The sequence below is a fragment of the Microbacterium panaciterrae genome, assembly GCF_039541635.1.
Taxonomy (GTDB): Bacteria; Actinomycetota; Actinomycetes; order Actinomycetales; family Microbacteriaceae; genus Microbacterium; species Microbacterium panaciterrae.
The window spans coordinates 88,868-113,032 of the sequence record NZ_BAABGP010000018.1 but is presented as its reverse complement, the minus strand read 5'-3'; the positions used below and the strand labels follow the sequence as shown (position 1 = coordinate 113,032).

Below are 24,165 nucleotides of genomic sequence, written 5' to 3'. Positions count from 1 at the left end.
CAGGAGATCCTGGGATATCGAAATACCAGGTCCACCTCTCTTACCAGTACTCCCTGCGGGGTATAGCGTGCGGCCATGAACACTCTCCGAGTCCGACGGGGCCGCGCGATCTCGATCGCCGCGGTCACTCTTGCCCTTCTCGCGGCGCCACTCGGCGTCGCGCCAGCCGTCGCGGCTCAGCCGTCCCCGGTCGCCAAGTACGTCGCTCTCGGCGACTCCTATGCCGCAGGCCAGGGATCGGCCGATCAGGTCATCGCCTGTGGCACGCCGGGCGTGACCGGATACCCGGTTCTGCTCGGTCAGGTTTCGCGGACGAACCTGTTGCGGGATCCGTCCTGCTCGGGCGCGACCGTCGCCGACGTCCAGTCGAACCAGCTCGGCGCCGTGAACCGCGGGACGACGCTCGTCACCATCACTGCCGGCGGGAACGACCTGGACATCGCCGCCGTGTATGCGGCGTGCTCGGTGCCGGGCGATCAGGCCGGCTGTGCACTCGCCTTCGGAATGGCGCAGCAGCGGATGGCGGCCGTCGGTCCGGCGATGGCAGGGCTCGTCGCCGCGACTCGGATGCTCGCGCCCAACGCGGTTGTCATCGTGACCGGGTATCCCGTGCCGTTCTCCGCTACGGCGGTCGCCGCGGATCCCCGTGCCGGAATCGTGAACCAGGGGGTCGCCACGCTCGACCAACTGCTGTCGGGGGCGGCCACGGCATCGGGCGCGGTGTTCGCGGATGTCGACCCGTCCTTCGCCGGACACCGGATCGGCGACGTGGATCCGGCGACGTGGACGGACCAGTCCTGGCTGGGCAGCGATCTCAGCGATCCGGTGACGTTCCTGCACCCGACGGCGGCAGGCGACGCCGCCTATGCCGCGGCGATCCAGGCGGTGCGCTGAGCGGTTCGGATCCGCAGGACTGAGGATCGTGGAGCTCCCCCGCTCGCGACGGGCGGGGGACGCGCTCGCGACGCGGGCGGGGAGGTGAGCCCGGCGATCACAGCGGCGTGATGGCGCCTCGCAGGCTCGGATGAGACAATGGACGACGGCGTGCCCGTGTCGCATCTTCTCCCCGCATCCGCGATGTGCCGGATCGAAGGACCGCCGGGCCTGAGGACAGCGTCCGCCGCACCTGGATTCCGAGGAGCTTCATGTCGACGCCCGAGACCACCACCGCGACCACCGCCGCGACCGTGCCCGCCCGTACCGCGCACCACCGCCGGTACCTGATGTGCAAGCCCGAGCACTTCACGGTGAACTACAGCATCAACCCGTGGATGGAGCCGGCGAACCCGACCGACACCGCGAACGCGGTCGCACAGTGGCAGAAGCTCCACGACCTGTACCTCGAGCTGGGCCACGAGGTCGAGCTCATCGAGCCGCTCGCCGGCTACCCCGACATGGTCTACACAGCCAACGGCGGTTTCGTGATCGGCGGGCGGGCGTACGTGCCCTCGTTCTACTACGCGCAGCGTCAGGGCGAGGCGCCCGCGTTCGCCGACTGGTTCCGCGCCAACGGCTTCGACACCGTGATGCCGGAGGAGATCAACGAGGGCGAGGGCGACTTCCTGCTCGCGGGTGACGTGATCCTCGCCGGCACCGGTTTCCGCTCGGCCGGGGACAGCCACCGCGAGGTGAGCGAGGTCTTCGGCCGCGAGGTCATCTCGCTGCACCTCGTCGACCCGCGCTTCTACCACCTCGACACCGCGCTGACCGTGCTCGACCCCGTGGTGGGCGAGGAGAACGGCGGCCCGGCGAGCGCGAACATCGCCTACCTGCCGCACGCGTTCGACGACGCCAGCCGCAGGATCCTGGAGGAGCGCTTCCCGGACGCGATCCTGGTCTCCGACGAGGACGGCGCCGTCTTCGGCCTGAACTCCGCGAGCGACGGCTACAACGTGATCATCTCGCCGCGGGCGACCGGCTTCGAGAAGCAGCTGCGCGAGCGCGGCTACAACCCCATCACCGTCGACCTGAGCGAGCTGCTGCTCGGCGGCGGCGGCATCAAGTGCTGCACGCTCGAACTGCGCGGCGCGTGATGAGCGCCGCGGTGCGAGAGCCGCAGGGACCGGGCGAGGGCGTGTCTGCACAGGGACCGGACGGGGCCGCGGAGCCGCACGTCGCGCGCAACTACGCCCCGCTCGAGGTGACGATCGCCCGCGGCGAGGGCGCCTGGGTGACCGATGTCGAGGGCAAGCGCTACCTCGACCTGCTCGCGGCGTACTCCGCCGTGAACTTCGGGCACCGCCATCCCGCGCTCGTCGCCGCGCTCGAGGAGCAGCTCGGCCGGGTCGCGCTGACCAGCCGCGCCTTCCGCAGCGACCGGCTCGAGCCGTTCGCCGCGGCGCTCGCGGAGCTATGCGGCAAAGATCTCGTGTTGCCCATGAACACGGGTGCCGAGGCCGTGGAGACCGGGATCAAGGTCGCCCGCGCCTGGGGCTACCGGGTCAAGGGCGTGCGCCCCGACGCCGCCCGCATCGTGGTCGCGCACGGCAACTTCCACGGCCGCACCACCACCATCGTCGGCTTCAGCGACGACGAGTCGGCCCGCGACGACTTCGGGCCGTTCACGCCCGGCTTCGATGCCGTGCCGTACGGTGATGCGGAGGCGATCGCCGCCGCCATCACGGACGACACGGTCGCCGTGCTCATCGAGCCGATCCAGGGCGAGGGCGGCGTGATCATCCCGCCGGACGGCTACCTGCGCCGGATCCGCGAGATCTGCACAGAGCGGAACGTGCTGTTCGTCGCGGACGAGATCCAGTCCGGCCTGGGCCGGGTGGGCGAGACGTTCGCGTGCGACCGCGAGGGCGTGGTGCCCGACCTGTACCTGCTCGGCAAGGCGCTCGGTGGCGGGATCCTGCCCGTCTCGGCGGTCGTCGGGAACGAGGACGTGCTCGGCGTCATCCGTCCGGGCGAGCACGGATCCACCTTCGGCGGCAACCCGCTCGCGGCGGCCGTCGGGCTGCGCGCGGTCGAGATGCTCGCCTCGGGCGAGTTCCAGGAGCGCGCGAAGGCGCTCGGCGAGCACCTGCGGGCCGGGCTCGAGGCCTTCCTCGGTCACGGGGTGACCGCGGTGCGCGTGGCAGGGCTCTGGGCCGGCGTCGACATCGACCCGGATCGCGGGACGGGCCGCGAGATCGCCGAACGGCTTCTGGATCGTGGCGTGCTCGTGAAGGACACGCACGGGCAGACGATCCGGATCGCCCCGCCGATCGTGGTGCGCGCGACCGAGCTGGACTGGGCGCTCGAGCAGCTCCGGCTGGTGCTCGACCGCTGAGCCCCGCCCGCCCCTTGGGGTCGTTGAGCGAGGACGGAGCGGAGCGACGACCGAGACGAAACGCGGTGACTCCGCGGGAAAACCGCGTTTCGTCTCGCTGCTCTTTCGTCGCTGCTCGCTCAACGACCCCCGCGGAGGGCGTCGCGGTGCGTCTCCCACTCCTGGACGAGCTGCGACATGCGGGTCGACATGAAGCGGAAGAACTCCGACATCTCGGACGCCCGGGCGAGCGCGGCGGGATCGCTCGCGTTGGCGTCGCCGATCGCATCGATGTGCTCCGCGAGCCGTTCGTAGATCGGGCCGTTGTTGCTGAGAAGCCCGTACCAGGTGTCTGGCACGATCACGTAGTGGTCGCGGCGGTGATCGGGGCGGGAGACCCGGCGGATCACCTGCAGGCTCTGCAGGTAGCGCACGGCTCCTGACACCGCCGCGGCGCTCACGCCCAGCCGTTCGCCGAGCCCGGCGGCGGTGTAGCCCTCGGCGGGGGCGGCGATGAGAGCCATCAGCACGCGCCCCGGCATCCGCGGGAAGCCGACCGAGGTGATCATCGCGGCCGCCTGCTCCGCCGCGTCGACGCCGAGGTGCGCGCCGGGGGCGGGATCCTTCTCCTGGGTCATACCGCTCCTTCCCCTCTCATCATGGCCCCGGTGACGGCGCGGGATCGGGTCATCCCGCACGCCTCTCAGGCAGCACCGTGCAGCTCGCGTCGGCGCATCAGGGTGAGGGACGCCGCCGCGCCCACCGCGACGACGAGCACCAGCCACCACGTGCCGCGGAGATCCGCGCCCCCGTTCGACACGATCGGGGCGACCGAGAACGGCGAGAAGCGCGTCGTCCACTCCGGCAGACCGAACAGCGGGCCGAACAGGCCGAACAGCGTGGCCAGCAGCACCAGCGCCCAGGCGATGCCGATCGTGCCGCGCGGGAGCAGCACGAACACGAGCGCCGTGAGCACCGTGAACACGCAGGCGGCGAGCCCCTGGCCGAGCCCCACCACCGTCACGACCTGCGCGAGCGAGGATGCGTCCTTGTTGCCGGCGAGTCCGGCGTAGGCCGCGAGCATGGCCGCGGCCACGATGATCGCGATCGCGAAGGTCGCCACGAGCAGATAGTCGAGCAGCCAGCGCACCCGGCCCACGGGAAGGGCGAGCACGTTCTCGGCCGTGCCGTGCGCCTCCTCCTGCCGCGCCCGCACGACGATCTGCACGGCCGCGCACGCGGCGAGGATGCCCATCATCGTGAAGAAGACCGAGACCACGGTCTCCTCCAGGTTGCCGGCCTTGCCGATCTTGTCGAGGATCTGCTGCACCGCCGGGTTCTGCCCGGAGATCTGCCCGGCGAGCCCGGACAGCGTGGTCGCGAGGATGCCGGTGAGCGCCCCGCCCACGCCCCAGCCGATGATCGCGCCGTTGGTCAGCCGCCAGACCAGGGCGTGCGGCGAGGAGAGGGCGGGCCGGGCGTACGTCCGCCCGGCGCGCGCGGGTACGAAGCCTTCGCCGATGTCGCGCACCGACTGCAGGGCCACGGCCGCGATCGCGAGGACCAGTCCGAAGAGCAGCCCGAGCAGAGCCGGCCAGGCGTTGTCGGTGTCGTACGGGCGGGCCTGCTCGGCCCACCCGAACGGCGAGAGCCACACGAGCCCGGAACTGGTGATGCGGGTGAGGTCGTTGCTCGGCGTGCCCGCGGTGTTGCCGATCCCGTTGATCAGGAACGTGCCGACCAGGATCCACACCGTGAGCGAGTTGGCTCCGCGGGAGGTGCGCATGAGCTGCGCGGCGATCAACCCGATGCCGAGGAACGCGATGCCGGTCGTCGCCGAGGTCGCGCCCATGAGCCAGGATCCGCCCGCGTCGAGCTTCGACCCGATCAGCGCGAGCGCCACGAGCACGCCGAGCACGACGTTGGCCGCGAGCCCGTGGATGAGGGTCGCGATCGTCGGCAGCGCGCGACCGGCCGGCGTGGCCGCGACCAGTTCGGCGCGGCCCGCCTCCTCGTCGCCGCGCGTGTGCCGCACCGCGAGGAACGTGCTCATCAGGGCGGCGAGCATCGTCAGCCAGGGCAGGATCTCGAACGAGAGGAACTGCCCCTCGGACGCACCGGACGGCAGCCCGCGGAACATCATGATGACGGGGTTCGCCATGACCGCGGAGAGCACCTGGACCCGGTCGGTGTGCGTTGCGTAGGACTGCGTCACGCCTGAGAAGCCGGCGTAGGCCATGAGGACCGTGGCGAGGATCCACAGCATCACCTGCAGCCAGTCTCGGCGCAGGCGCTGCCGGAGCAGCGAGCCGGGCCCACGCGACCCGGAGGCTCCGGGCAGCGCGGAGCGCTGGTCGGAGGGGGTCGTGGGGCTCATCTCGACTCCTTCGCGGCGACCCGGCGTGCGGCGCGGGTCCCCGAGCCTGTCGACGAGCCCTCCTCGGCGGCGCGAGAGGCTGCGAGATCGTCGCCGTAGTGCCGCAGGAACAGCTCCTCGAGGGAGGGCGGCTCGATCCGGAGCCCCGCCACGGCGCGCTGCGCGAGCACGGGCAGCACGGCCGGGAGCGCGTCGCTGTCGACGGTGAACCGGGCGCGGCCCTCGGCGACGGATCCGTCGTGCGCCTCGGGGATTCCGGCGAGGGCGGTGTCGTCCGTCGCCTCGAACGACACCTCGGTGCGGGTGAGGTGGCGCAGCTCGGCCAGCGTGCCGGATTCGACGATCCGGCCCGCGCGGATGATGCTGACGCGGTCGCAGAGCAGCTCGACCTCGGAGAGGATGTGACTGGAGAGCAGCACGGTCGCGCCGATGCTGCGCAGCCGCTGCACCTCGTCGCGGAACACCACCTCCATGAGCGGATCCAGGCCGCTCGTGGGCTCGTCGAGGATGTACAGATCGGCGGGCACGGCGAAGGCGGCGATGAGCGCGACCTTCTGCCGGTTGCCCTTCGAGTACGCGCGGCCCTTCTTGCGCGGATCGAACTGGAACGCCGTCATCAGCCGCTCCCGCTCGGCGCGGTAGGCGGGATCCTTGGTGTGCGCGCCGCGCAGGCGGGCGAGGAAGTCGATCGACTCGCCGCCGGAGAGGTTGGGCCAGACGCTCACGTCGCCGGGCACGTAGGCGATGCGGCGATGCAGCTGGGAGGCGTGGGCCCACGGATCCGCGCCGAAGACGGTGGCCGTGCCGCCCGTCTTGCGAGCCAGGCCCAGCAGGATCCGGATCGTGGTGGACTTGCCGGCCCCGTTCGGGCCGAGGAAGCCGTGCACCTGGCCCTCGTCGACGCTGAGGTCCAGTCCGTCGAGTGCGTGCACGGAGGCCCGACCGCGGGGGCCGTAGTGCTTGGTGAGGCCGTCCGTGCGGATGATCGTGTTCATGGCGGCGATGCTACGCCTATTTCACAAATTCGTGAAGGAAGTGAAGCGCATGGGTTTCGTGAGGATCCGGATGCGGAGGAGCGCTGCGTGTCGGGGGCGGCAGTTGTTGCGGATTTTGCAACGACTGCGGCGGACAGGACGGATCGCGCGGGATGGCGAGATCGATGAGCAGAGCAAAATGCAAGAACTGCATACAGCTCGCAAACGCTGAGGTGCTTACCGGGTATCTGCCCAGCCCGCGGAAACGGAAGGACCTCATGATCGCGCTGATCCTGCGCATGCTCAACGGCGAGGCGGACTGATCACGCGTTCACGGTCACGCCGATCGTGTGCCAGCCGCTCGCGCCGTCGGGTGCGGGGGGCGCGATCTCGGATGTCTGCACCGTGCCGTCGGAGCCGATCGCTCGGCAGCGGAGCGTGCGCTGCCCTGCGGCGGCGTGCCAGGGCAGGCGCCACTGCACCCAGGTGTCGGTCGAGATGGCCGGCGCCAGCTCCGCGCGCTGCCAGGGCCCGCCGTCGACCTGCACCTCGACGGCGGAGACGCCCGCGTGCGGCTGCCAGGCGACGCCCGCGATCACGGTGTCGCCCGCCGAGACGGCGGCGTTCGCGCGGGGCACGTCGATGCGCGACTCGAGTTTGATCGGCCCGCGCTCCGACCACCCCCGGTCCGTCCAGTACGCGCGGGCGCGGTCGAACCGGGTGACCTCGAGGTCGATCACCCACTTCGTCGCGGAGACGTAGCCGTACAGCCCCGGCACGACCATCCGTACCGGGAAGCCGTGCTCGAGGGGGAGCGGTTCGCCGTTCATCCCGATCGCGAGCAGCGCGTTGCGGTCGTCGGTGAGCGCCTCGAGCGGCGTCCCCGCGGTGAAGCCGTCGACCGAGGTCGACAGCACCATGTCCGCATCGGCGGAGGGCTGCGCCTGCGCGAGCAGCTCGCGGATCGGGTACCCGAGCCAGACCGCGTTGCCGATCAGGTCGCCGCCGACCTCGTTCGACACGCAGGACAGGGTCGCGGCCGATTCCACGAGAGGCAGCGCGACGAGCTCATTCCAGGTGAGCGTCACCTCGTGCGCGACCAGGCCGTGGATCCGCAGCTTCCACTGCGCCGGATCCAGCTGGGGCACGATGAGCGCGGTGTCGATGCGGTAGAAGTCGGCGTTCGGCGTGATCAGGGGGCTGAGCCCCGGAACGTTCAGCGCGGCCCCGGCGGGAATGGCGGGCGCCGGAGTGGCCGGCTTCGGCAGGCGCAGGGCGGTGCGGACGGTGGTCGAGACGGCCGTGCCCGCGCGCCCTGCCGACGCGATCAGGGCCGCGACGATGCCGGCGCCGGCGCTCGCCGCAGCCCAGGCGAGGAACCGGCGTCGGGTCGGGCCGGACGGATCCTGGGTGCCGGCGGATGCGAGGGCGGTGCGGTCCGCGGATCGCAGCATCCGCACCAGCCGGTGCAGGGCCGTGCCCGAGATCACGCCGGAGAGCAGTGCGGGCAGCCACGACAGCGTCGCCGCATCTGCCCGGGTGGGGGCGATCAGCGACACCACGACGCCGACCAGCACGAGGCCGATCGCTCCGGAGCGCCGCCAGCGCCGCTCGCTCAGCCCGAGCGCGGCGGCCAGGGCGAGCAGCACGATCGCGATGCCGGTGAGCAGCGCGGCCTTGTCCGAGGTGCCGAACAGCGCGATCGCCGTGTTCTTCGCCCACGCCGGGGCGGCGTCGATCAGCGCACCGCCGACCACCGCGAACGGGCTGGACGAGGGCGCGAGCACCGCGGCGACGAGCTCGCCCGCCCCGGCGCCGAGCAGAGTGGCGGCGACGCCGGCCGCGGCGGCCATCGCGCGGTGGCGCAGCACGGATCCGGTCATGGTCTCAGCGTAGGAACCCCGGAGGATCCGCAGGGCGGCAGATCACGAACTCGTAAGAACTTCGCGGGTTCGCGAGTCAGGGGCGATCCGTGCTCCGCCCGCCCCGGCCCGCGACCGCGAGGACCAGCAGCGCACAGGCGAATGCGGCGAGCATCGTCCACCCCATGAGCGTCGCCGACACCCCGGCTCGGGAGAGCAGCGGCGGGACCAGCGCGCCCAGCAGAGCGGCGAGCGTGCCGAGCACGGCGGAGGCGGATCCGGCACCCCGGCGGATGCGGCCGAGTGCGAGCGCGGTGAGCGTCGGATTGTTCACGCCGTGCAGGGCGACGAGCAGGAACAGCGGCGCGAGCAGCCAGGGCAGTGCGCTGCCCAGCAGTGCGGAGAGCAGCACGGCCGCGGCCGCCGCCGTGCCGAGGCTCAGCGACCACAGCACGATGCGCCGGCCGCCGGCGCTCCGAGCCAGACGCCGGCTGAGCCGGGCGCCCAGCACGATCCCGACCGAGTTCACGGCGAAGATGAGCGCGAATCCCTGCGCCGTGACGCCGTACTCGTTCTGCAGCACGAACGACGACATCTGCAGGTAGGTGAAGAACCCGGCGGTGGCGAGGCCGAGCGTGATCGCGAAGACCATGAACGGTCCGTTCGCGAGGGCGGCGCCGATGCCGCGCAGGTCGTTGCCGAGCCCGCCGGTGGTGCGCTCGGCCGCGTGCAGCGTCTCCGGCACGAACAGCACGGCGACAACCAGCAGCGCGGCGCCGATGATCGCGAGCGCGACGAACAGCCCGTGCCAGTTCGTGAACGACAGCAGCAGCCCGCCCAGCAGCGGGGCGAGCACGGGAGCCGCGCCGGAGATCGCGGTGAGCGTCGCGAACCCGGCGGTCGCCTCCGCGCCCTCGAACACGTCGTGCACGACGGCGCGGGCGATCGCCATCCCGGCCGCCCCGCACAGCCCCTGCACGAGACGGATCGCGATCAGGATCCCCACGGTCGGCGCGAACGCGCACGCGAGCGAGGCGATCGCGAACCCGGCCACCGCCCACAGCATCGGCCGGCGCCGGCCGTACCGGTCGCTGATCGGCCCCCACAGCAGCTGGCCGAGCGCGAGCCCGATCAGGCACGCGCTCATCGTCACCTGCGCGAGCGCGTCGGTGGTCGCCAGGTCGTGCCCGAGCTGCGGCAGCGCGGGGATGTACAGGTCCATCGAGAGCGGCCCGAACGCGGAGAGCGCCCCCAGCGCCGGCAGCAGCGAACGGCGGGAGCGGGCGTTCGCGGCGGCCGCGGCGTCGCGTCCCGTCACTCCCCGTCGTCCTTCGGCAGGCGCGGCTCGGTGCGGATCGGGGTCGTGGCGCTCGTGATCGGGTTCGCCGTGCTGATGATCGGCGGCGTGACCGCGCGATCCATCGCCTCCACGATCGAGACCGGTCTGGTCTCGTCCAGGGTGAGCAGGAACCGCGCGTCCTCTCGGCGGTGCAGCCGGCCGGAGTACAGCATCCAGCCCGCACCGATCGCGAAGGACAGCAGGCCCGCGATCCCGCCCATCGTGATCGCGGCGCGCGGGCCGAACGCGTCGGCCACCCAGCCCGCGATCGGGGCGCCGATCGGGGTCGCGCCCATCACGACCGCCATGTACAGCGCGAGCACCCGCCCGCGCAGCGCCGGATCCGTCGTGGTCTGCACGTAGCCGTTCGCCGTGGTCAGCATGGTCACCGTGGAGAAGCCGACGAACACGAGCGTCACCGCGTACAGCACATAGGTCGGCATCTGCGCCGACACGATCGAGGCGACGCCGAATCCGCCCGCGGCGATCATCAGCACGCGCACCCTGGCGCGATCCCGGCGCGCGGCGAGCAGGGCGCCGGTGAGGGATCCGATCGCGAGCACCGAGCTGAGCACGCCGTAGCCGTCGGCCTGCTTGTGGAACTCGAGCGCCATGGTCGAGGCGAAGATCGGGAAGTTCATGCCGAACGCGCCGATCAGGAACACCATCACGAACACGACCATGAGGTCGGGCCGGCCCCGCACGTAGCGCAGCCCCACGATCAGCCCGCCGGAGCGACGGTTCTTCGGCCGCGGCATGAGCTCCCGGGAGCGGATCAGCAGCAGCGCCACGATCATCGCGAGGAACGTGGCCGCGTTCGCGACGAACACCCAGCCGGATCCGAGCGCGACGATCGCGAGGCCGCCGACGGCCGGCCCGATCAGCCGGGCCATGTTGAACGACGCCGAGTTCAGCGCGACCGCGTTCGAGGCGTTCTCCATCGTCACCATGTCGGACACGAACGCCTGCCGGGCGGGGGCGTCGAACGCGTTCGCGATCCCGAAGCAGGCCGCGAACACGAGCATGAGCGGCAGCGTCATGACGTGCGTGAGCAGCAGCGTCGCGACGCACACGGCGAGCACCATGAGGGTCGACTGCGTCACCAGCAGGATGTGCCGGCGGTCGAAGCGGTCGGCCACCCGGCCGGTGAGCCCGACGAGCACGAGGGGCGGGCCGAACTGCAGCGCCATGGTCGCGCCCATCGCGGTGGCGTCGTTGTGCGTGAGCTCGGTCAGCACCACCCAGTCCTGCGCGGTGGACTGCATCCAGCCGCCGATGTTCGAGATGATCGCGCCGAAGAACCAGACCCGGTAGTTGAAGGCCCCGAAGGAGCGGAACATCTGACTCACTGCTCGGCCAGCTTCCGCATCAGGATGCTCGCCGTGTGCAGGGTCTGCAGCTCCTCGTCGCTGAGGCCGAGCTCGACGATCTCGGCCTTGAGCAGCTCGGTGCGCCGCTCGAACGTCGCGACCACGATCGCCTCGCCGTCGGGAGTGATCTCGACGTGCACGCGGCGGCGATCGACCTCGTCCGGGATCCGGATCACGTAGCCCTGCTCTTCGAGTCCGGTCACCAGGGCGCTCATGGTGGGCGGGGTCACGCGCTCGCGGTCGGCGAGGGCGGTGAGGGAATGGCGCCCGTGCGTGCGCAGCGCTCCGAGCACGGCCAGCTGCGCGTCGCTCATCGCGGCGTTGCGGCGGTCGATGGGACGGACGGAGCGGAGCCTGCGGGCGAGGCGGAAGGTGGCGAGACGCAGTTCGGTCGCGGTCTCGTGCAGAGTGTCAGGTTCCATTACTTAGATAGCCTAACTAAGTAATGAGCCGAACAAAAGGCCCGGCGCGTCCGTTCCGGCAGGTGTTGCGACCCGGAAGAATAGGGGGATGCCCCTCGCGCTCGAAGTCGCTGTTCAGGATGCCGCCGGTGTGCGGGTCGCCCGCGAGATCGGCGCCGCGCGTGTCGAGCTGACCCACGGGCTGGCGCTCGGCGGAGTGACGCCGTCGCCGGCCACGCTCGAGCTCGCGGTCGAAGCGGCCGGAGACGACGGGCCCGGTGTGCATGTGCTGGTACGGCCGAGGGCGGGCGGATTCCACTACGACGCCGAGGAAATCGAGGCGACCGCGCGGGACGTGCGCTGGATGCTCGCGCACGGAGCCGCCGGGGTCGTCATCGGCGCGCAGACCGCGTCGGGGGAGCTGGACACGGATGCGCTGGAGCGGCTCCGGGACGTGGCGCGATCGGTGCGTGCGGACGCGGCGGTCACCCTGCACCGCGCGATCGATGTGACGCCGGATCCGCTCGCCGCGCTGCTGATCGTGCGTGGGCTCGGCTTCACCCGGGTGCTGACCTCGGGGGGCGTCTCCGCCGCGCTCGACGGCCTCGACGTGCTGCGCGCGCTTGTCGCCGCGGCCGAGGGCGGCATCGAGGTGATGGCCGGCAGCGGCGTCACCTCGGCGAACGCGGCCCGGATCGCGGCGACCGGCGTGGACGCGCTGCACTTCTCCGCCAAGCGCACGGTCACCGCCGACGGCGCTGTGCGCATGGGATCCGCGGACGAGGGCGTCGGCGGTCACGAGGTGACAGACCTCGCCGAGGCCCGTGCCGTGCGCGCCGCCTTCGGCCTCTGACCCGGCCGCACGCCCGCCGCTCCCTGTCATCGGACGACGTCTCGCCGACGCCGGGGCTCCCGATCCGTAGACTCGGGGCATGGCTGAGCCCCGCACCGCCGAGTTCACTGACGCGCACGGCATCGCGATCGTCTACGACGTCCATCCGGCGACCGGGCCGGCGAGAGGCGTCGTGCAGCTGCTGCACGGGGTCGGCGAGCACGCCGGGCGATACGTCCGCACGATCGCGGCGCTCACCGCCGCCGGCTTCACCGTCTACGCCGACGATCATCGCGGGCACGGCCGCACCGGGATGAAGCAGCACGGGGACGCCGCCCGGCTGGGCCGGCTCGGCCCCGGCGGCATGCGCGCCGTCGTCGCCGGCGTGTGGCAGTTCACCGAGCTCATCCGCGCCGAGAACCCCGATCTGCCGCTCGTGCTGCTCGGGCACTCCTGGGGATCCTTCCTCGCCCAGATGGTGCTGAACGCGCACCCGGATGCCTACGACGCCGTGATCCTCAGCGGATCCGCGCACCGCACCGTGCGTGACCTGAACTCGCGCCCGTTGAATGCGCGCTGGAAGGGCCCCGACGCCACCGGGCTGGAGTGGCTCTCCCGCGACCCGGCGGTGTGGAAGGAGTTCGCCGAGGATCCGCTGACCACCCAGGTCCCGCTGCTGAAGCTGTTCGGGCCGGTCGAGGCGGCGCGCATCTACGGTCGCCCGCGCAAGGACTACCCCCGCGATGTACCGATGCTGCTGATGGTCGGCCGGGAGGATCCGGTCGGCGGCCCGCGCAGTGTGCACCGCCTCGCCGACGACTACCGCTCGCGCTCCGGCCTCACCGACGTCACCACGCTGGTGTACCCCGAGGCGCGGCATGAGATCTTCAACGAGCTGCAGCAGGACGAGGTGCGCGCCGACCTGCTCGCGTGGCTCGACAAGCACGTGCCGGCGCGGGACTGAGCGCCGCCGCCCGCGCCGCCCGCGCCCCCCGCGCCGAGCCCGCGCGAGCCGCCGCGCGCCTGCGGTCCATCCCGTCGCGCCGTAGGCTGAAGCGGTGCATGGTGAGTACAAGGTTCCTGGTGGCAAGCTCGTCGTCGTCGATTTCGAGGTGACGGACGGCGCGATCGCCGACTTCCGGCTCGCCGGAGACTTCTTCCTCGAGCCCGACGACGCCCTCGACGCGATCAACGCCGCGGTCACCGGCCTTCCGACCGAGACCGACGCCACAGCGATCGCCGCCGCCGTGCGCGCGGCGCTCCCCGAGGGCGCGCAGCTGCTCGGACTCACCCCCGAGGCGGTCGGCACCGCGGTGCGCCGCGCGCTCGTCACGGCACCGGGGTGGCGCGACTTCGACTGGGAGATCGTGCACGAGAAGGCGGTCTCGCCGCGCGTGAACCTCGCCCTCGACGAGGTGCTCACCACCCGCGTCGGTGCGGGGCTTCGCCGCCCGACCCTGCGGATCTGGGAGTGGGACGAATCCGCGGTGGTGATCGGATCCTTCCAGTCGTACCGCAACGAGGTCGACCCCGCCGGGGCTGTCCGGCACGGTTTCGACGTCGTGCGCCGCATCTCCGGCGGTGGCGCGATGATGATGGCCGCCGGCCAGATCATCACCTACTCGCTGTACGTGCCGGCATCGCTCGTGCAGGGCATGACCTTCGCCGACTCCTACGCGTTCCTGGACGACTGGGTGCTGCAGGCGCTGCGCTCGCTCGGCATCGACGCCACCTACCAGCCGCTCAACGACATCGCCGGGCCCAGCGGCAAGATCGGCGGGGCCGCGCAGAAGCGGCTCGCCAACGGCGGAGTGCTGCACCACGCCACGCTGTCGTACGACATCGACGGTCAGACGATGACCGAGGTGCTGCGGATCGGCCGCGAGAAGCTCAGCGACAAGGGCACCGCCTCTGCGGCGAAGCGGGTGGATCCGCTGCGCAGCCAGACCGGGCTCAGCCGGGCCGAGATCATCGAGCGGTTCAAGGGCACGTTCCGCGAGATCACCGGCGCCGAGGACGGCGCGATCGCGGCCGACGAGTATGCGGCGGCCGAGGAGCTGGTGCGCACGAAGTTCGGCACCGAGGCGTGGCTGCACCGTGTGCCCTGAGCGCAGGGCTCGGTGAGCCTCGACCCCGTGTCGGACCCAGCCGCTGAGACGGGCCCGGCCGCTGAGCCTGCCCCGGTCGCTGAGCCTGTCGAAGCGCCCGTCTCAGCGCCCGGGATCGGATTTGTCCAGATCGTCCAGGGCGAGGCGCTCGACGTCGCCCGCACGCTGCCCGACGGATCCTTCACCCTCGTGTATCTGGATCCGCCGTTCAACACCGGCCGCGTGCAGGAGCGGCACTCCGTGTCGACCCGCCGTGCCGACCGGCCGGTGCGCCGAACTCAGGAGATTTCGGAGGGCCAGGATCCGGAATCCGCGGATTTCCGCGCCTCCGAGACCGAGGCCGCACCGGATCGACGGAGTTCGGAACCGCGGGTCGAGGTCAATCACGGCTTCCACGGGCACCGCTACGAGCGGGTGCGCGAGCTGCTGCACGCCTACGACGACCGCTTCGACGACTACGGCGATTTCCTCATGCCGCGGCTCGAGGAGGCCTGGCGGCTGCTCGCCGACGACGGCACCCTCTACCTGCACCTCGACTACCGTGAGGCGCATTACGCCAAGGTCATGCTCGATGCGGTGTTCGGGCGGGAGTGCTTCCTGAACGAGATCATCTGGGCCTACGACTACGGCGCCAAGCCGCGCACGCGCTGGCCCACCAAGCACGACACGATCCTCGTCTATGTGAAGACGCCGGGCGGGCACGTGTTCAACGTCGACGACGTCGAGCGCGAGCCGTACATGGCGCCGAGTCTGGTGAGCGCCGAGAAACGCGCGCGGGGCAAGCTCCCCACCGACGTGTGGTGGCACACGATCGTGCCGACGTCGGGCCGGGAGAAGACCGGGTACCCGACGCAGAAGCCGGAGGGGATCCTGCGCCGGATCGTGCAGGCGTCCAGTCGTCCCGGCGACCGGGTGCTCGACCTGTTCGCGGGCAGCGGCACTTCCGGCGCGGTCGCGTCGGCGCTCGGCCGCGACGCGCTGCTCGTGGATGTCAGCCCGGAGGCCGTACGAGTGATGCGGCAGCGGATCCCGCACGCGACCGTCCGCCCCGAAACGGAGTGATCTGCCGAGCCGGTCGTGTCGCCGCGTTCTGTCGCGCTCCGCTCGCTCAACGACCCTGAGGGGGATCCGGCCGGCGGTGCTGCGCGAAGGCGGCGGCGAGGGCCGTGCGGACCGCGGCGACGCCCTCCGAGGATCGCGTGCCGGTGCGGACCGCGGTGAAGATCTCGCGGACAGGCGAACCGGGGAGCTCCGCGAGCACGAGACCGGCGGGCGCATCGCCCCAGATGAGATCCGGCAGCATGCCGACCGCGTGCCCCGCCGCGATGAGGCGCACGTGCACCGTGAGGTCCACGGCCTCGAAGCGCACATCCGGCTCGAACCCGGCCGCGCGGCACTGCTGCACCGCCCACTGCCGCACGGCGGATCCGACCGGCTCCATCACCCAGGCCCGATCGCGGAGCGCATCGAGCGGCACTGCGCTCTCGTGCGGGGCGAGGACGAGGCGGATCGGATCCTCGCCGATCAGCTCGTGCTCCGTGCCCTCGCGGCGCTCCCGGGTGTGCCCCGGGTACTGCTCGGCGATGACGAGATCGAACCGGCGCGCGGTGAGCTCGAACAGGCCTTCCTCGGGCGGCGCCTCGGTCATCTCCACGCGCAGCTGCGGATGCGAGGCCGCGAGCGCGGTGAGCGCGGCCGGGACGATCGTCTCGGCCGCCGTCGGCATCGCGCTGATGCGGATCGGCTCCGTCGGCGCGACGGCGAGGGCCTGCCGGGCCTGCTCGTCGAGTTCGAGCGCCCGGGCCGCATGCTCCGCGAGCACCCGGCCCTCGGGTGTGAGGCGGATCCGGCGCCCATCGGGCTCGAGGAGTGCGACCCCCGCCTCGCGCTCCAGCAGTGCGAGCTGCTGGGAGACGGTGGACGGGCTGTAGGACAGCGACTTCGCGACCTCGGCGACCGTGCCGCGCAACGCGAACTCGTGCAGCAACCGCAGTCGGCGCAGTTCGAACACGCTCGTTCCTCTCCATTCCACCCGCGAGACTGCAACTGAGCCTCGAAACTGCAGCAACGTGCTGCTGTCTCGAGGCGGAGATGCAGTCTCGCGGCCAGGGTGTGCGGCCAGGGTGTGTGGCCAGGGTGTGTGGCCAGGGTGTGCGGCCGGGGTGCGTGGCCAGGGTGTGCGGCCGGGACCCGACGACCATTCGATAAGTATGAACATTATCCATCATGAATGATCGCTTTTGCTGTAGGGAGATCGGATCCATGCTGAGAGGATCCCCGCACGCGCGCGCGTGACGAGCTCCCGAACCCCGAGGAACCATGAACGCCACCGAATCCCACGGCTCCGCCGCACAGACCGGCGCCGCTGCCGGGCTCGCCGACCTCTCCGCACTCGCCGACGACGCCGTCGCACTGGTCCGCCGCTGGCTCGTGGAGAGCCGCGAGGTGCCCGTCGACGCCGCCGGTCAGCGCCTCGCCGGTGTGCTGCGCGACCCGAACGGCCTCGACTTCACGGTCGGCTTCGTGGACGGCGTCGTGCGACCGGAAGACCTCAAGGTCGCCGCGGCGAAGCTCAAGGAGCTCGTGCCGCTCACGCCCGGCTTCCTGCCCGCGCCGATGCGCGCCGCGATCGGACTCGGCGGCGCGACCGCGGGGATGGCGCCCGGCATCGTCGTGCCCGCGGCCCGCGCGGTGCTGCGCCAGATGGTACGCCACCTCATCGTCGACGCCCGCGACGAGAAGCTCGGCAAGGCGATCGCGCACATCCGCGAGACGCAGGGCGTGAAGCTCAACATCAACCTGCTCGGCGAGGCGATCCTCGGTCGCGAAGAAGCCGCACGCCGTCTCGAGGGCACCCGCCGGCTGCTCGAGCGCGACGACGTCGACTACGTCTCGATCAAGGTCTCGTCCACGGTCGCCCCGCACAGCCCGTGGGCGTTCGACGAGGCCGTCGCGGACGCGGCGGAGGCGCTCCTCCCGCTGTACCGGATCGCCCTGAGGGGCCCTTCGACAGGTTCGGGGACCGGCACGACGAAGTTCATCAACCTCGACATGGAGGAGTACAAGGATCTCGACCTCACGATCGCGGTGTTCACGAACATCCTCGATCGCCCGGAGTTCCAGACCCTCGAGGCCGGCATCGTGCTGCAGGCCTACCTGCCCGACGCCCTCGGCGCGATGATCCGGCTGCAGGAATGGGCCGCGAAGCGCGTGGCCGACGGCGGTGCGCCGATCAAGGTGCGCGTCGTCAAGGGCGCGAACCTGCCCATGGAGACCGTCGACGCCGAGTCGCACGGTTGGCCGCTCGCGACCTGGTCTTCCAAGCAGGAGTCGGACAGCTCGTACAAGGCCGTGCTCGAGTACGCGCTGCGTCCGGAGCACGTCGGCAACGTCCGGATCGGCGTCGCCGGGCACAACCTCTTCGACATCGCGCTGGCCTGGCTGCTGGCCTCGAAGCGCGGCGTCACCGAGGGGATCGAGTTCGAGATGCTGCTCGGCATGGCGGCCGCCCAGGCGACGGTCATCAAGCGCACCGTCGGATCCCTCCTGCTGTACACGCCGGTCGTGCACCCCGACGAGTTCGACGTCGCGATCGCGTACCTGATCCGGCGTCTGGAGGAGGGTGCGTCGCAGGAGAACTTCATGTCGGCGGTCTTCGACCTCGACGCGGATCCGGCCCTGTTCGAGCGCGAGAAGGAGCGCTTCCTCGCCTCCGTGCGGAGCGTCCCCACCGAGGTCCCCGCTCCGAACCGCGTGCAGGATCGCACCGCCCCGGTCCCTTCGACGGGCTCAGGGACCGATCCGCACGGCTTCGTGAACACGCCCGACACCGACCCGTCGCTCGCTGCGAACCGCGCCTGGGGCGACGCGATCCGCGCCCGTATGAAGGGCTCGGAGCTCGGCAACGCGACGGTCGACGCCCACACCCTGTCCACCGCGGAACAGGTCGACACCGCGATCACGACTGCCGTCGCCGCGGGCGAGGCCTGGCGGGCGCTCGGCGCCGAGGGACGCGCCGCGATCCTGCACCGCGCCGGCGACGTGCTCGAGCAGCGTCGCGGCGACCTGCTCGAGGTCATGGGATCCGAGGCCGGCAAGGTCATCGAGCAGGGCGACCCCGAGGTCTCCGAGGCGATCGACTTCGCGCATTACTACGCGGAGAGCGCGAAGAAGCTCGCCGACGTCGACGGTGCGACCATGCAGCCCGTGGGCCTGACCGTGGTGACCCCGCCGTGGAACTTCCCCGTCGCGATCCCGGCCGGATCCACCCTGTCCGCGCTCGCGACCGGATCCCCGGTCATCATCAAGCCCGCCCGTCAGGCCCGCCGCTCCGGCGCGGTCATGGTCGAGGCGCTGTGGGAGGCCGGCGTGCCGCGCGAGGTGCTGCAGTACGTGCAGCTCGACGGCGCCGACCGCGGCGAGCTCGGCGCACGGCTCGTGAGCGACCCGGCCGTCGGCCGCGTCATCCTCACCGGCGGCTACGAGACGGCCGAGCTGTTCCGCGGCTTTCGCCAGGACCTGCCGCTGCTCGCCGAGACCAGCGGCAAGAACGCCATCATCGTCACCCCGTCGGCCGACCTCGACCTCGCGGCCAAGGACGTCGCGTATGCCGCGTTCGGGCACGCCGGACAGAAGTGCTCCGCAGCGTCGCTCGTCGTGCTGGTCGGATCCGCTGCGCGCTCGGAGCGGTTCCGCCGCCAGCTCGTCGACGCGGTGCGCTCCTACGACGTGGGCGCGCCCGAGGACGGCTCCACCCGCATCGGACCGCTGATCGGCCCCGCCGAGGGCAAGCTGCTCGACGCGCTGACCACGCTGCACGCCGGCGAGAGCTGGCTGCTCGAACCGCAGAAGCTCGATGACGCCGGACAGCTCTGGCGCCCGGGCATCCGCGACGGCGTGCGCCGCGGAAGCGAGTTCCACCGCGTGGAGTACTTCGGGCCCGTGCTCGGCATCATGACCGCGGACTCCCTCACCGAGGCGATCGACGTCGTCAACGACATCGATTACGGCCTCACCAGCGGCCTGCACTCGCTCGACGAGGACGAGGTGCAGCAGTGGCTCGCCGCGATCCAGGCCGGCAACGTCTACGTCAACCGCGGCACCACCGGCGCGATCGTGCAGCGCCAGCCGTTCGGCGGCTGGAAGAAGGCCGCGGTGGGCGCCGGATCCAAGGCGGGCGGCCCGAACTACCTCGTCGGCCTGTCCGAGTGGACCGACGCCCCCGTCGCATCGACGCGCGAGCTCGACGCCCTCGCGACCGGTGCGGTGGGTGCCCTTGCGGCGTCTGGCACCGCCGACGCCGACATCGCGTGGCTGCGCTCGGCGCTGGCGACCGACATCGACGCGTGGGCAGACGAGTTCGGCGTGGTGCGCGACGCCACCGGGCTGAGCACCGAGCAGAACGCGCTGCGTTATCAGGCGGTTCCGGTGACGGTGCGGTTCGAAGGACCGCGGGTCGCGGAGCTCGTGCGCGTCGTCGCCGCCGGCCGCCGTGCGCGCGCCCGGGTGACCGTCAGCACGGCCAGGGCCCTGCCCTCGTCGCTGCTGACCTGGCTCGGCTCACAGGACGTCACGGTGACCACCGAGGACGCCGCAGCCTGGGCGGCACACGCGCAGCGTCTCGCCGCGCGCGACGGCCGGGTGCGGCTGATCGGCGCCACGGCGGAGGCCACTGCCGCGGCCGTGGCCGGATCCCCGAGCCTCGCGCTGTACGCGAACCCCGTGGTCTCGGCCGGGCGTGTGGAGATCCTGACCTTCCTGCGCGAGCAGGCCGTCTCGGTCACCGCGCACCGCTTCGGCACGCCGCACCGCTACGAGATCCCCCTGCTGGATCCGATCGCCTGACGCTGTTCGGGGTCGTTGAGCGAGCAGCGACGAAGGAGCAGCGAGACGAAACGCGGTTTTGCCGCGGAATGACCGCGTTTCATCTCGGTCGTCGCTGGCGCTCCGTCCTCGCTCAACGACCTCGAGAAACGACCCCGAAAGCAGCCTCAGACCAGGGGCAGGGCGCTGTCGAACGCGGTTGCCGAGAGCGCGGGCTCGTCGGGGCCGGCGCCGAACACCCGGGACAGGCCGGGATCCGTGCGCCACGCGGGCCAGCCCGGCTCGCCCTCGCGGACGAACCGCACGGCGGCGTCGTGCATCTCGGTCGCGAGCGGCTGCGGGGGTGTCGGTCCGGCGAGGCGGGGGACGAACGGATCCTGCAGCACGTCGAACCAGAACGGCACGTCCAGGCAGTGGCACGACCAGCCCTTGGCGGGGGAGACCCACGCGAACCGGTACGTCCAGGTGGCGGCGTCGCCGCGGGCCTCGGCGGTGCGCACGACGAGCGAGCGGAAGACCTTGTCTGTCACGAAGCGGCCGAGCAGGGCCGCGGTGCCATGGCGGCGCTGCGGTCTGTTCGCCCGCAGGTAGGCGTGTCGCAGCGCCGGATCGCGCGAGAGCAGGCGCAGGGCGAGGCCGGCCGGTACGAATCGCAGCAGCTTCGGCGCCCGATCGAACGCCATCGTGAACTCGTCGTCGGTCGCACCGAGCAGCAGCGGCTTGCCGGATCCGATGCCCGAGCGGATCCCGGCGACGGTGTGGCGCGGCACGACATCGCCGTCCACGACCGGACCCCAGGGCAGCCCGGACACGAGCGGGTCGACCAGAGCCCGCAGTCCCGTCGCACCGCGCAGCGCGGCGACGGGCTGCTTCTGCATCACGGTCCGCTCCGGGATGCCGCGGAACCCGTCGGCCGTCGGTGCGCAGCCGAGCAGCTCGGCGAGCCGGTCCGTGCGCTCGTGCGCCGTGCGCGGCCCGACGTCGGCGAGGGCGGGGGAGAACGCCATCGCGGCGCGGAACAGGTGCTGCGCCCGCTCCAGACCGAGCAGCGTCAGCACCGCGCCGCCGCCCGCGGACTGCCCCGCGATCGTGACGCGCGCCGGATCCCCTCCGAACGCGGCGATGTTGCGCTGCACCCACTCGAGTCCGGCGATCCAGTCCTGCACGCCGCGGTTGGCCGGGGCGCCGTCGATCAGGCCGAACCCGTCGAAGCCGAGCCGGTACGAGAGGGACACCGTGACCACGCCGTCGCGGGTGAACGCGGCGCCGTCGTACCAGGGGCTGGCCGGTGAGCCATCGACGTACCCGCCGCCGTGGATCCACACCATCACCGGAAGCGCCGCACCCGGATCGGGCGTGAACACGTTCACGTTGAGCGTCGCGTCGCCCGGGATGCTCGGCTCGGGGATGAGCGTCTCGCCCTTGTCGCCGCGCTGGGCGGTGGGGCCGAACGCGGTCGCGTCCCGCACCTCCGTCCACGGCTCCGGATCCTGCGGCGCGGCGAAGCGCAGCGCCCCGTCAGGAGGGGCCGCGAACGGGATCCCGAGGAACGCCGCCGAAGCCCCCGGAGCGCCGGGCTCGCCCCGCCAGAACCCGCGCACAGGGCCGGAGGTCGTGACGACGACGGGCCCGTCGGGCGTGGAGGCGCTCATACCGGCCAGAGTATCCGGGAGCCGCGGTGTCGAACTCAGTTCCCAGACGCGTTTCGGGCCGGAATCGAGCCGAAACGGCCCGAATCGACTGAGTTCGAAACAGCCGCGAAGCTCAACTCGGCGTCACCGGCCGCAGCAGCGCGAAGAACTGCGCGACGTCGGCGGCCATGTCGACCGTCGGATCCAGGATCCAGGCGTTCTGCAGGCCGTCGGCGAGGGCGTGCCCGGCGCGGACGATCCAGTCCGGATCCAGGTCGGCACGGATCCGTCCCGTCTTCTGGGCGGCGACGAAGACCTCTCGGGCCGCGGCGTTCACGGCTCGGGTGCGATCGAGGAAGAAGGCATGGGCGGGGTGCTCGGCATCTCCGGTTTCGGCGGCCAGCCGCGTGTAGAGCTCGACGAGCCCCGGCACCTCGGCGTTGTGCCGCAGCACCTCGAGGAACGCGGGCATGAAGTCGAGGTCCGCGAACCGTGCGGTGTCGTGCGCGTCACGGGCCCGGAGGATCTCGACGAGGAGCTGCTCCTTGGTTCCGAAGTAGTGCAGGAGCCCCGCGGGGCTGAGACCCACCGCCTCGGCGATCTCGCGCACCGAGGCGCTGCGATATCCGAGCCTGCCGACGATCTCGAGTGCAGCCTCGAGGATCTCCTCGCGCTTGACGACGCCCTTCGCATACGCGCCCCGTGTCGCCATGGGCCCAGGATAAACCGTCCGTAACGAAACACGAACATCGTGGGGTTTTTGAGGCGAGAACCCTTGCGGCGTTCGGGGTTCGGTGTCATGATCGAGATCGGATCTAGAAACCAAACACGGTTCGGTATTCGGATCCGCACCCGATCCGCTCGATGAGGAGCACCCATGACCATCACCCCTCCCGATCCCGCCGCGGCGCTCGCCCCGACCGGCGTCATCCGCGCCACGGCCCCCGAGCCGGGCGCGCCCGCCGCCAGCCCTCCGGCCACGAAGCGACTGCTGCCCAGTCTGCTGATCTCGTCGCTCACGCTCTTCGCGACCTACGGCGGACTCATCGCGATCCTGCTGCCGTCCCAGATCGCGCTGCTGGATCCGGCGCACAAGGTGCAGAACCTCGCGATCGTCACCACGACCTCGTTCATCTTCACGCTGTTCGCGCAGCCGCTCGCCGGCGCCTTCAGCGACCGCACCCGGTCGCGGTTCGGACGCCGCGCGCCGTGGATGGTCATGGGCGCTCTCGTCGGCGGGATCCTGCTCTTCGGCATGGGATCGCTGCGCGACGTCCTGTGGATCACGGTGTTCTGGGTCATCGTCCAGGTCGCGCTGAACTTCCTGCAGGCGCCGCTGACGACCATCACCGCGGATCGGTTCCCGCGCGCCAAGCGCGGCGGGGCGAGCGCCATGATCGGACTCGGCACCCAGCTCGGCATGACGGTCGGCGTCATGATCGCCGCGGCCCTGGGCTCGCAGATCGGCATCGGCTACTCGGTGTTCGGCGTCGCCGTGATCGTGATCACCGTGCTCTTCGTCCTCCTGAACCGGGACTGGTCGTCCAAGAACGCGGCCGTCGCCCCGTTCCGGTGGAGTGCGTTCTTCCGCGGCTTCTGGATCAACCCGCGCAAGCACCCCGACTTCGCCTGGGCGTTCGCCGCGCGCTTCCTGCTGATCCTCGGCTACTTCGCCGTCACGGCCTACCAGCTGTACCTGCTCACCGACTACATCGGGATGTCGCTGACCGCCGCGCAGGGCGCCATGCTCACGCTGACGCTCATCCCGCTGATCCCCACGATGGCGGCCATCATGCTGTCCGGCTGGTGGAGCGACAAGGTCGGCCGCCGCAAGGTGTTCATCTACGCCGCGACCGTGGTGATGGTGATCGGGCTGTCCTTCCCGCTGATGATGCCGAACATGACCGGCATGATCCTGATGGCCGTGGTCAACGGGATCGGCTTCGGCCTGTACATGTCGGTGGACGCCGCCCTGATGACAGAGGTGCTCCCGAGCGAAGGCACCGACGCAGGCAAGGACCTCGGCATCCTGAACGTCGCCACGAACATCCCGCAGGCGCTCAGCGCGCCGATCGCCGCGGTGATCATCGGATCCTTCGGCGGATACCCGATGCTGTTCGTGTTCGCGATGGTGTTCGCCGTGCTGGCCGCGGTCGTCACCGCCCCGATCCGCGGCGTCAAGTAGCGCCCGACCG

19 protein-coding genes are annotated in these 24,165 nt (G+C 71.4%); 9 read left to right on the top strand and 10 right to left on the bottom strand.

All coding sequences use genetic code 11. The features are described from left to right. Positions 1-75: 75 nt before the first annotated feature. The 3 genes from ABD882_RS13180 to rocD all read left to right on the top strand — a co-directional run bounded on the left by ABD882_RS13180 (position 76) and on the right by rocD (position 3,274). Positions 76-894 carry an SGNH/GDSL hydrolase family protein gene (locus tag ABD882_RS13180; protein WP_345187652.1) on the top strand — a complete coding sequence of 273 codons (819 nt, stop codon included), beginning with the start codon at positions 76-78 and terminating at the stop codon, positions 892-894. A gap of 251 nt (positions 895-1,145) precedes the next feature. Then, the gene (gene ddaH / locus ABD882_RS13175) at positions 1,146-2,033 is read left to right on the top strand and encodes a dimethylargininase (protein WP_345187650.1); all 888 of its coding nucleotides are present in this window, start codon (positions 1,146-1,148) and stop codon (positions 2,031-2,033) included. Then, positions 2,033-3,274, top strand: coding sequence for an ornithine--oxo-acid transaminase (gene rocD / locus ABD882_RS13170; protein WP_345187648.1), 1,242 nt, complete (start codon positions 2,033-2,035; stop codon positions 3,272-3,274). The genes ddaH and rocD overlap by 1 nt, the downstream gene beginning before the upstream one ends. A gap of 119 nt (positions 3,275-3,393) precedes the next feature. On the opposite strand, the gene ABD882_RS13165 is transcribed toward rocD, so the two are convergent. The 7 genes from ABD882_RS13165 to ABD882_RS13135 all read right to left on the bottom strand — a co-directional run bounded on the left by ABD882_RS13165 (position 3,394) and on the right by ABD882_RS13135 (position 11,597). Continuing rightward, positions 3,394-3,891 (bottom strand): GbsR/MarR family transcriptional regulator, encoded by a 498-nt coding sequence (locus tag ABD882_RS13165; RefSeq protein ID WP_345187645.1) that lies wholly within the window; start codon positions 3,889-3,891, stop codon positions 3,394-3,396. Between the two features lie 65 nt (positions 3,892-3,956). Beyond that, a complete protein-coding gene (locus ABD882_RS13160; RefSeq protein ID WP_345187643.1) occupies positions 3,957-5,630 on the bottom strand; it encodes an ABC transporter permease in 1,674 nt (557 codons plus the stop codon). Beyond that, positions 5,627-6,625, bottom strand: a complete 999-nt coding sequence (locus tag ABD882_RS13155) for an ABC transporter ATP-binding protein (protein ID WP_345187641.1) — start codon at positions 6,623-6,625, stop codon at positions 5,627-5,629. Before ABD882_RS13155 ends, ABD882_RS13160 begins: the two co-directional genes overlap by 4 nt. A 302-nt stretch (positions 6,626-6,927) precedes the next feature. After that, positions 6,928-8,487: a molybdopterin-dependent oxidoreductase gene (locus ABD882_RS13150; RefSeq protein WP_345187640.1), complete on the bottom strand. Its 1,560-nt coding sequence runs from the start codon at positions 8,485-8,487 to the stop codon at positions 6,928-6,930. Positions 8,488-8,563: 76 nt separating this feature from the next. Next, entirely contained in the window at positions 8,564-9,784 is a 1,221-nt protein-coding gene (locus ABD882_RS13145; protein ID WP_345187638.1) for a multidrug effflux MFS transporter, read from the bottom strand. Then, a complete protein-coding gene (locus ABD882_RS13140; RefSeq protein ID WP_345188008.1) occupies positions 9,781-11,145 on the bottom strand; it encodes an MFS transporter in 1,365 nt (454 codons plus the stop codon). The genes ABD882_RS13145 and ABD882_RS13140 overlap by 4 nt, the downstream gene beginning before the upstream one ends. Positions 11,146-11,150: 5 nt before the next feature. Beyond that, entirely contained in the window at positions 11,151-11,597 is a 447-nt protein-coding gene (locus ABD882_RS13135) for a MarR family winged helix-turn-helix transcriptional regulator (protein ID WP_345187636.1), read from the bottom strand. An 88-nt stretch (positions 11,598-11,685) separates the two neighbouring features. Here ABD882_RS13135 and ABD882_RS13130 point away from each other — a divergent pair, with 88 nt between their 5' ends. The 4 genes from ABD882_RS13130 (at position 11,686) to ABD882_RS13115 (ending at position 15,578) form a co-directional block, all read left to right on the top strand. Further along, on the top strand, positions 11,686-12,429 hold the full coding sequence (locus tag ABD882_RS13130) for a copper homeostasis protein CutC (RefSeq protein ID WP_345187635.1): 744 nt from the start codon (positions 11,686-11,688) through the stop codon (positions 12,427-12,429). 79 nt (positions 12,430-12,508) lie between these two features. Further along, positions 12,509-13,372: an alpha/beta fold hydrolase gene (locus ABD882_RS13125; RefSeq protein ID WP_345187632.1), complete on the top strand. Its 864-nt coding sequence runs from the start codon at positions 12,509-12,511 to the stop codon at positions 13,370-13,372. Between the two features lie 94 nt (positions 13,373-13,466). Next, complete coding sequence (lplAB, locus tag ABD882_RS13120) at positions 13,467-14,516, top strand: lipoate-protein ligase LplAB (protein WP_345187630.1); 1,050 nt, start codon at positions 13,467-13,469, stop codon at positions 14,514-14,516. A 27-nt stretch (positions 14,517-14,543) separates the two neighbouring features. Further along, on the top strand, positions 14,544-15,578 hold the full coding sequence (locus tag ABD882_RS13115; protein ID WP_425563369.1) for a DNA-methyltransferase: 1,035 nt from the start codon (positions 14,544-14,546) through the stop codon (positions 15,576-15,578). A 46-nt stretch (positions 15,579-15,624) separates the two neighbouring features. Here the strand turns inward: ABD882_RS13115 and ABD882_RS13110 are convergent, their stop codons facing one another. Further along, complete coding sequence (locus tag ABD882_RS13110) at positions 15,625-16,527, bottom strand: LysR family transcriptional regulator (RefSeq protein WP_345187628.1); 903 nt, start codon at positions 16,525-16,527, stop codon at positions 15,625-15,627. Positions 16,528-16,835: 308 nt separating this feature from the next. Here ABD882_RS13110 and ABD882_RS13105 point away from each other — a divergent pair, with 308 nt between their 5' ends. Beyond that, complete coding sequence (locus ABD882_RS13105; RefSeq protein WP_345187626.1) at positions 16,836-20,360, top strand: bifunctional proline dehydrogenase/L-glutamate gamma-semialdehyde dehydrogenase; 3,525 nt, start codon at positions 16,836-16,838, stop codon at positions 20,358-20,360. 146 nt (positions 20,361-20,506) lie between these two features. On the opposite strand, the gene ABD882_RS13100 is transcribed toward ABD882_RS13105, so the two are convergent. Together ABD882_RS13100 and ABD882_RS13095 are read right to left on the bottom strand one after the other, a co-directional pair. Next, on the bottom strand, positions 20,507-21,991 hold the full coding sequence (locus ABD882_RS13100) for a carboxylesterase/lipase family protein (protein WP_345187624.1): 1,485 nt from the start codon (positions 21,989-21,991) through the stop codon (positions 20,507-20,509). Positions 21,992-22,103: 112 nt separating this feature from the next. Beyond that, a complete protein-coding gene (locus tag ABD882_RS13095) occupies positions 22,104-22,682 on the bottom strand; it encodes a TetR/AcrR family transcriptional regulator (RefSeq protein ID WP_345187622.1) in 579 nt (192 codons plus the stop codon). Between the two features lie 165 nt (positions 22,683-22,847). Here ABD882_RS13095 and ABD882_RS13090 point away from each other — a divergent pair, with 165 nt between their 5' ends. Next, positions 22,848-24,155 carry an MFS transporter gene (locus tag ABD882_RS13090; protein ID WP_345187620.1) on the top strand — a complete coding sequence of 436 codons (1,308 nt, stop codon included), beginning with the start codon at positions 22,848-22,850 and terminating at the stop codon, positions 24,153-24,155. Positions 24,156-24,165 lie beyond the last annotated feature (10 nt).